Annotated in this window: 7 protein-coding genes; 3 read left to right on the forward strand and 4 right to left on the reverse strand. The window is 62.1% G+C overall.

Annotated features, from left to right (window positions below):
• The 3 genes from JHD62_RS20615 to JHD62_RS20625 all read right to left on the reverse strand — a co-directional run.
• Positions 1–967 (reverse strand): HAMP domain-containing sensor histidine kinase (locus JHD62_RS20615; protein ID WP_304506264.1); only part of this gene is annotated, 967 nt, incomplete at its 3' end.
• Positions 967–1,572 (reverse strand): response regulator transcription factor, encoded by a 606-nt coding sequence (locus JHD62_RS20620; RefSeq protein ID WP_199104455.1) that lies wholly within the window; start codon positions 1,570–1,572, stop codon positions 967–969. The genes JHD62_RS20620 and JHD62_RS20615, both read right to left, overlap by 1 nt.
• 144 nt (positions 1,573–1,716) lie before the next feature.
• On the reverse strand, positions 1,717–3,510 hold the full coding sequence (locus JHD62_RS20625) for an ATP-binding protein (protein ID WP_199104456.1): 1,794 nt from the start codon (positions 3,508–3,510) through the stop codon (positions 1,717–1,719).
• Positions 3,511–3,774: 264 nt separating this feature from the next.
• Here JHD62_RS20625 and JHD62_RS20630 point away from each other — a divergent pair, with 264 nt between their 5' ends.
• The 3 genes from JHD62_RS20630 (at position 3,775) to JHD62_RS20640 (ending at position 6,433) form a co-directional block, all read left to right on the forward strand.
• Positions 3,775–5,481: a ribonucleoside triphosphate reductase gene (locus tag JHD62_RS20630; RefSeq protein ID WP_370541104.1), complete on the forward strand. Its 1,707-nt coding sequence runs from the start codon at positions 3,775–3,777 to the stop codon at positions 5,479–5,481.
• Positions 5,482–5,562: 81 nt separating this feature from the next.
• A complete protein-coding gene (gene nrdD / locus JHD62_RS20635; protein ID WP_131360248.1) occupies positions 5,563–5,739 on the forward strand; it encodes an anaerobic ribonucleoside-triphosphate reductase in 177 nt (58 codons plus the stop codon).
• Positions 5,717–6,433 (forward strand): anaerobic ribonucleoside-triphosphate reductase activating protein, encoded by a 717-nt coding sequence (locus JHD62_RS20640; protein WP_199104458.1) that lies wholly within the window; start codon positions 5,717–5,719, stop codon positions 6,431–6,433. The genes nrdD and JHD62_RS20640 overlap by 23 nt, the downstream gene beginning before the upstream one ends.
• Positions 6,434–6,471: 38 nt before the next feature.
• On the opposite strand, the gene JHD62_RS20645 is transcribed toward JHD62_RS20640, so the two are convergent.
• Complete coding sequence (locus JHD62_RS20645) at positions 6,472–7,158, reverse strand: hypothetical protein (protein WP_199104459.1); 687 nt, start codon at positions 7,156–7,158, stop codon at positions 6,472–6,474.
• Between the last annotated feature and the right edge of the window lie 734 nt (positions 7,159–7,892).

Raw genomic sequence — 7,892 nt, forward strand, 5'->3', positions numbered from 1 at the left:
ACACCAGGTTCTTGCCATTGGCCAGTGGTGCGAATTCGCATTCCAGCTTGTACAGGACACTTTGCAAGGCCAGCTGGCGTGGCCGGGCTTCGATGACACCGGCTTCCAGCTTGGAGAAGTCCAGCAGGGTGTCCAGCATTTCACAGGCGGCGGAGGCTGAGGCCTCGATATGCTCCAGCAGCTCGTCCTGTCTGGCATCCAGTGCGGTGGTTTTCAGCGTGGCCAGAAACAGGCCCAGTGCGTGCATGGGCTGGCGCAGGTCGTGGCTGGCCGAGGCCAGGAATACCAGCTTGGCGCGGTTGGCTTCTTCCGCCTCGTGCAAGGCCTGCGCGGCGCGGCCGGTTTGCTCGCGCAACTGGTCCACCAGCTCGCGGTTTTCAAAGCGCAGCTCGATGGAGCGGCGCGCCACGCGGGCGTAGTTCAGCGCAAATACCAGCAATACCACCAGAAACAGTGGCACACCCAGAAACATGGGCAGGTAGGCGAGGTTGCCGGTGGCCAGGAACACCCCCCATACCGGCAAGATGGACGGAATGAAAAAACTGACCGCCACCGGCAGGCAAGGCGAAAAAATGGCCAGCGCCGCCGCACTCATACCGGCAATCATCGACAACAGGCTGATGGCAGTGGGCGGGAAGTTGAGGTCCATGTACAGACCACCGGCCATGCCCCACAGGCTGCCCAGTACCACCAGCAGCATGGTCATGGCGCGGGCATAGCGCGGCGCATTGGCTTCGGACAGGCGGTCCGGCAGATAAAAGCGGCCAAAGTGCCCGGCAGCGCAGCCGGCTCCCATCAGGGCCGACCAGGCCAGGATGTCCGGATTGCCGGTACTGATGAGCACTCCCAGCGCCATCAGCAAGGACGCCAGGAAACAGCCCAGCATGGCAATGCCAAAGCTGTGGTCGATCAGCTCCATTTGCGCTGCCAGCAGGCGTGGCGGGTCGAAGCGTGGCAGCCAGCGCATCAGCGCATCACCTGTACCAGGCCACGGCGCTGGGCTTCCAGTACCGCCTCGGTGCGGCTGTACACGCCGAATTGTTCCAGAATGGCGGCCACATGCACGCGCACGGTGTTTTCCGACAGGCCCAGGCTATTGGCAATGGCCTTGTTGGACCGGCCCAGACACAGCTCGCTGAGCACCTCCAGCTGGCGCGGCGTCAGTTGCGAGCCGCGGCCTGTCGCCTTGGCCGGAACCGCGTCGGACAGTGCCTCGCCGCGCAGACAGCGTTCCAGCGCCTGGTCGATCTGCTCGACACTGGCGGACTTGGTCAGTACCCCGGCAATGTCCGGCGTGGTGCTGGCCAGCTCCGGGCTGGCTGACAGGATGATGATGCGGGATGACTGAAAATGACGGCGCAGCACGGCAATGCCATCCAGCCCGTTCAGACCCGGCAGTTGTATGTCCAGCAGGATGATGTCCACCGGGGTGCTGCCAAACTGGTGGATGGCATCCATCACGGTGCCGGCCTCGAGAATGTCGGCAACCTTGTCGTTGTTTTCCAGTACCAGGCGCAAGCCGGTACGGAACAGGGCGTGGTCGTCGATAAGCAGCAGTCTGGCACTAAGCATGGTTCATGTGTCGTCTGGTGAGGGGTAAGCACTGGCCATGCAGGCTGAACGGCTTGAACAGCCTTGCATGGCCGGTCATGTCAATCGGATGAAATTTCCCGGAGTGGCAAATATGTGCTTTTTTCAGAAAAAAGCAAAGCCTTTCTACTGTATTCTGTCTGGCGACGTGCAGGGCTGCTGGCTGAGCAGCTGGTTCAGGCTGTCGTATAGCAGTGCCGGTGTAACCGGCTTGTGCAACAAGGGCAGGCCGCTGTCACTGGCTTCGCGCAGCCGCGCCGGGGCGGTGTCGCCGGTCAGCAGCAGGGCGGGAATGTCGCGATCCAGCGCCTGGCGGATGGCACGGATGGCATCGGTGCCACTTTTCTGTTCGCGCAGCCGGTAGTCGCTGATCAGCAAGGCGGGTGTCTGTTGTGCCAGCAGGGGCAGGGCGGTTTCCAGTGATTCTGCTTCCATGCACTGGCAACCCCAGCTTTGCAACAGCATCACCATGCTGCTGCGCACGATGTCGTCGTCCTCGATCAGCAGCACGGTGGCCCTGGGCAGGGGCTGGCTGATCCTGACTGGCGGCGGGGTTTCTGCGGGTAGCGGGTTGGTCACTGCAATGCGTGGCAGGGCAAGGCGAAACACACTGCCACGGCCCGGGCGCGATTGCACACGCAAGGGGTGTTGCAGCAGCTGGGTGAGCCCGCGCACGATGGCCAGTCCAAGGCCCAGGCCTTTTTTACGATCGCGTTCCGGATTACCCAGCTGATGGAATTCGTCAAAGATTTCCTGTTGCTGCTGCGGGTCGATGCCGATGCCGCTGTCCCAGATCTCCAGCAGCAGCTCATCGCCACGGCGGCGGCAGCCCACCAGAATGCCGCCACGCTGGGTATAGCGGATGGCATTGCTGATGAGATTGCGCAGGATCAGTTCGATCAGCGAGGGATCGGACAGCACCACCTCGGCCGTGTCACGACTGCGGTAGAACAGGCCCTTGGTGTTGGCCAGTGGTGCCAGCTCTCTTTCCATCTTGTTGAGCAGTGGCTGCAGGGCAAAGGCTTGCAACTGAGGCGTGATGACCCCGGCGTCCACCCGCGAATAATCCAGCAGGCTGTGTAGCATTTCTGCCGAGGCATTGGTGGCGCTCTGGATATTGGCCAGCAGGGTTTGCTGTTTCGGGTCCAGTGCGGTCTTGCCCAGCACTTCCAGAAACAGCCCCTGTGCGTGGATGGGCTGGCGCAGGTCGTGACTGGCGGCAGCCAGGAATTTCGATTTGGCGATATTGGCCTGCTCGGCCTCTTGCTGGGCGCGCAGGGCTTCGGCTGAGGCCAGACGCAGCCGGTCCACCAGTTCCAGGTTTTCAAAGCGCAGCTCGATGGCCCCTTTGGCGGCCTGCGCACTATTGCGCGCCTGCATCAGCAAGGTGGCCAGATACATGATGGCGGCCAGGCCCAGCGCATTCAGCGCCAGTGCATCGGACTGCAAGGACTTGAGCGCAATCATGCCCAGTTCCAGCGTGATGAAGGCGATGAAGGCAGGCAGCACCGGCGACAGGATGGACATGGAATTACCCGCCACACCGGACAGCACGGCAATGGCCAGAATCCAGCTGGGGGGCGATGCAGGGTTCAGCCCCACCCACATCAGGCTGCCCCAGGCCGCACCGTCGATGGCGTGCAGCAGCACCAGCCGCCGCCGCAGCCTGGGCAATTCGGCTGGCTGGATGGCACGGGCCAGCAGGCGGCGGGCATCCATGAAGTCCACCAGCTTGGAGGCAATCACCACTACGCACCACAGGGTCAGCCGCAGCGGGTCGGCCTGGTGCTGCAAGGCATAGGCCACCAGCAGTACCACCAGAATGCCGGGCAGGACCGAGCTGCCCAGATTGTTGAGCAAGAGGCGGATTTGCTCGATCCGGACCTGGTCCTGCCTGTCTTGTTGTTCTGTGTTGATCATGTGCGGAAGAGGACAAACCGATTGTTTCCGGGAACAAGCACGCAGGGTGCTGCCCGGCTGTGCTTGCAGGCCATTATAGGGCCCAGCCCGGGGCTGGCTGCCAGTTTACTGATGACAATCATGCATGCACGGGCCGTGCTGCGGCAGGGTGGGCACCACGCTTGATGCGGATCAAGTGTTTTGTCTTGTGTCCGGCATGGCCATAAAAATCTATATATAGTGTTTTGAAAATTTTAATCACTATATATTGTTATGAAAAATACCGTGCTGCTGAATCCGCTTGCCACGCTGGACGAATACCTCAGCCGCGCCGACTGGCGCGTTTCTGCCAATGCCAATCAGGGCTACAGCCTGGGCGGCATGATACTCAATGCCGCCGGCAAGCTCACCGCCAACTACTGGCTGGACGGCATTTATCCGCCGGAGGTGGCGCAGGCCCACCGCGAGGCGGACTTCCACCTGCATGATCTGGACGTGCTGGCAGGCTACTGCGCTGGCTGGTCGCTGCGCCAGTTGCTGCACGAAGGTTTCAACGGCGTGCCGGGCCGGGTGGAGTCGGCACCACCGCGTCACCTGAGCGCCGCGCTGGGGCAAATGGTGAATTTTCTTGGCACCCTGCAAAACGAATGGGCAGGCGCGCAGGCTTTTTCCAGCGTGGATACCTACCTGGCACCGTTTCTCAAGCGGGACGAGCTGGACGATGCCGCGCTGGAACAAGCCATGCAGGAATTTGTGTACAACCTGAATGTGCCCTCGCGCTGGGGCACGCAAACGCCGTTCACCAACCTGACCTTCGACTGGACCTGCCCGGCCGACCTGGCCCCGCAGATTCCGCAGATTGCCGGTGAGGAAATGCCGTTCTGCTACGGCGACTGTCAGCCGGAGATGGACCGCATCAACCGCGCCTTCCTGCGGGTGATGGGCGCGGGCGATGCCCATGGCCGGGCGTTTACCTTTCCCATTCCCACCTACAACATCACGCCGGATTTTGACTGGGACAGCGCCAACGCCGATTTGCTGTTCGATCTGACCGCCCGCTATGGCCTGCCGTATTTCCAGAACTTCCTTAATTCCGATCTGGAACCGCAAATGGTGCGCTCCATGTGCTGCCGCCTGCAACTGGACCTGCGCGAGCTGCTCAAGCGCGGCAACGGCCTGTTTGGCAGCGCCGAGCAAACCGGCTCGCTGGGGGTGGTTACCCTCAACTGCGCGCGGCTGGGGTATCGCTTCCGTGGTGACTGGGACGGCCTGCTGGCCGAAACCGACCGCCTGCTGGCGCTGGCCTGCACCAGCCTGGAAATCAAGCGCGCGCGCGTGCAAGGCTGGATGGACGACGGCCTGTATCCTTATACCAAGCGCTATCTGGGCACACTGCGCAATCACTTCTCCACCGTGGGAGTGAATGGCATCAACGAGCTGATCCGCAATTACAGCAACGATGCCGACGACATCACCACCGCCCACGGCCAGCAACTGGCGCTGCAACTGCTGGACCACATCCGTGCCCGCATGGTGCAGATGCAGGAAGACACCGGCCATCTGTACAACCTGGAAGCCACTCCGGCGGAGGGCACCACCTACCGCTTTGCCCGTGAAGACCGCAAGCGCTTCCCCGACATCCTGCAAGCTGGCCCGGCGGACAAGCCGTATTACACCAACTCCAGCCAGCTGCCGGTGGGGCATACCGACGACCCCTTTGTTGCCCTGCAACATCAGGAGCCGCTGCAAGCGCGCTACACCGGCGGTACCGTGCTGCACCTGTACATGACCGAGGCGGTCAGCTCGGCCACGGCCTGCAAGCAGCTGGTGCACCGTTCGCTGCAACGCTTCCGCCTGCCTTACATCACGGTGACGCCCACCTTCTCGGTCTGCCCGCAGCACGGCTATCTGAGTGGACATCATGAATTCTGCCCCAAGTGCGATGCCGAACTGCTGGCCCGTCAGGCGGCAGCCACCGCGCCTTGCTGCTGAAAAGCCTGGCGCGCCTTGCCTTAGCGACGCTAGGCCATTTTGTTAGCCACGTCTTATCCCCAACCCTCTCAGGAGAACAATATGTCCCATCAAACCGACATCAAACAGGCGGAACAACTGGACCCGTCCCTGCGCACCCGCTGCGAAGTATGGACCCGCGTCATGGGTTACTTCCGCCCGGTATCCGCCTTCAATACCGGCAAGCAGGGCGAATTTGCCGAACGCGTGCATTTTGATGAACAGCACCTGCACCACTGAATCCAGCCCGCTACTTGCTGGTGTCGCCCCGTTTTCCAGCTGTGACTGGCCGGGGCGCTTGGTGGCCACCGTGTTTGTCGCCGGTTGCCCCTGGCGCTGCGGCTATTGCCACAACCCAGGGCTGCAAGCACGCGATGCAGGCCGGCTGGCCTGGCCACAACTACGCAGCTTGCTGGCGGCGCGGGTCGGCTTTCTGGACGGGGTGGTGTTTTCCGGTGGAGAACCCACACTGGCCCCGCAACTGGCCGACTGGATGCAGGACGCCCGCCAGCTGGGCTTGGCCATTGGCCTGCACACGGCAGGCATCTACCCGCAGCGGCTGGCGGCGCTCAAAGGCTTGGTGGACTGGATAGGCCTCGACATCAAGGCCGCACCCGGCGGGGTGGATGCCGTCACCGGCGTGCCCGGCAGCGAAAGCCGCATGTGGCAGGCACTGGATATCGCACTGGAAATGGGTTCGGACTGCGGCACCGCGCTGGAATGCCGCACCACGCTGGACCCGCGCGTGATGACGGCAGATAGCCTGCGCCGGCTGGCCGCCACCCTGCAGGCCAAAGGCGTCACCCACGCTGCCTTGCAACAGGGGCGGGATGCCAAAGGCCAGCCATTGTTCGACGCCACACAATGGCCGGGACAGGCGGTACTGGACGACTGGCAGCGGCGCTTTTGCCAGTTCAGCTGGCGTCACGCCTAGTATTGACGCAATTACCGACTGCGCGCTTGCGCCAGACTTCAAGCCGGGCGGTGTTGCCCCTGCCCATCACGCAGCAACTGCCGTGACAGACGGCTGTGCAAGCGCTGGTGGCAAGCGGCGGCCAGTCCTAGCAACTCACCATTGTCGGCAGAGATGCCGGGCGGCGTGGCAATCTGCTGTGCCAGCGCCTGCAAGGGCGTGGCCGAACTGTTCAGCCCCAGCAAACGGCCATGCGCATGACGCAAGGGGTGGTCCGGCGTGTAATCCAGCGTCAGCAGCCAGTGCGAATGCTGCCAGCGCGCACCCTGCGTCAACACCGCCTGTAGCACCGCATGACTCACCTGCACCCCGGCCTCTGCAGCCAATGCCAAGGCCTGCTCCCAACGCGGGGCAGTGGGCGGCAGCTGCTCCAGTGCCGGTAGCAGCTGCCTGTTCAACCAGTCACGCAACTGCCGCGCCAGCGGCTTGTTACTGCGACGCAAGGCGCGCAGCAAGGCCGTTGCTGGCCAGTATTCCTTTGTCACTTCTGTTTTCGGTGTGTTTTCGTGTGTCGGCTCTGCTGCCAGTAATTGCTGAATACGGCTTCCCAACCGACGACCAATGACGGCCAGCACATCGCCGCTATGCAGCCACCATTCGCCTTGGTGATGTTGCACATGCAGCGGTTTGCCGTGGTAGTGGAAGCAAAGGGGAGGCGGGTGTTGGGGGGAGGTTTGCGTAGTCATGAAGCGGGTTCCTTTGAACGTGAAAGCGCCCATTGCTTTCGGGCAGGGCAACCGCTTCGAGATGGTGTGTTGAGCACCAGCGGCGGATTCTATGGACGACATCGCGGGGTGGAAACTGACCGAAGGGGAGGTAAATGGCAGGTGGTTGACGGTAGTTGCCTGTAGGGTGGATGCCCCGGAGGGGCGATCCACCGCGTAACGCTTACGAATAAATCCATTTCTCCTGGCGAAAAACAACCGCACCGAAGCCACCCATGGGCCCCGTCAAGCATGCCGACGGGTGACGCAGCTGCGGTTTTAAGCGGCTGGCTGTTTGAGCGATTGGACGTTAGCCAATCGCGAGTTCCAGCCGTGCCGCAGCAGTGTCAGGCCCCGGAGGGCAGCCGCAGGCCATGCTTGTGGGGTGGCCTTGGAGGTGAAGGAGGGCTTGGCCAGGCAAGCCCTCTTTCCCGTTCGCCGCGCGGAAGCGGCATGCAAATCATCATCCGCGTGAGCGGATGCAAAGCCTGTTTTGACTTGGCAATGGCAACCCGATTTTCATCCAGCGCCACTGCGTTTAACTTCGCGGGTCTCGCCCCGCCGTCGAGGTACTTTACTTTTGCTTCGCCTGTATAGACCGGAAACATGGTGGACGGGTGTGCGAACACATGGTGGACACATTCAGCTTTGCTGTTTCACTTCCCTCATGTCAATTTCCAGGCAATGCCGGAAGGCGTAATACACATCAAATATTC

It is taken from the genome of Aquitalea sp. ASV11 (assembly GCF_016429185.1).
Lineage (GTDB): Bacteria > Pseudomonadota > Gammaproteobacteria > Burkholderiales > Chromobacteriaceae > Aquitalea > Aquitalea pelogenes.

Coding starts and splice junctions, on each gene's coding strand:
- JHD62_RS20625 (WP_199104456.1), bottom strand. CDS start 3,510: ATGATCAACACAGAACAACAAGACAGGCAGGACCAGGTCCGGATCGAG.
- nrdD (WP_131360248.1), top strand. CDS start 5,563: ATGTCCCATCAAACCGACATCAAACAGGCGGAACAACTGGACCCGTCC.
- JHD62_RS20620 (WP_199104455.1), bottom strand. CDS start 1,572: ATGCTTAGTGCCAGACTGCTGCTTATCGACGACCACGCCCTGTTCCGT.
- JHD62_RS20645 (WP_199104459.1), bottom strand. CDS start 7,158: ATGACTACGCAAACCTCCCCCCAACACCCGCCTCCCCTTTGCTTCCAC.
- JHD62_RS20640 (WP_199104458.1), top strand. CDS start 5,717: ATGAACAGCACCTGCACCACTGAATCCAGCCCGCTACTTGCTGGTGTC.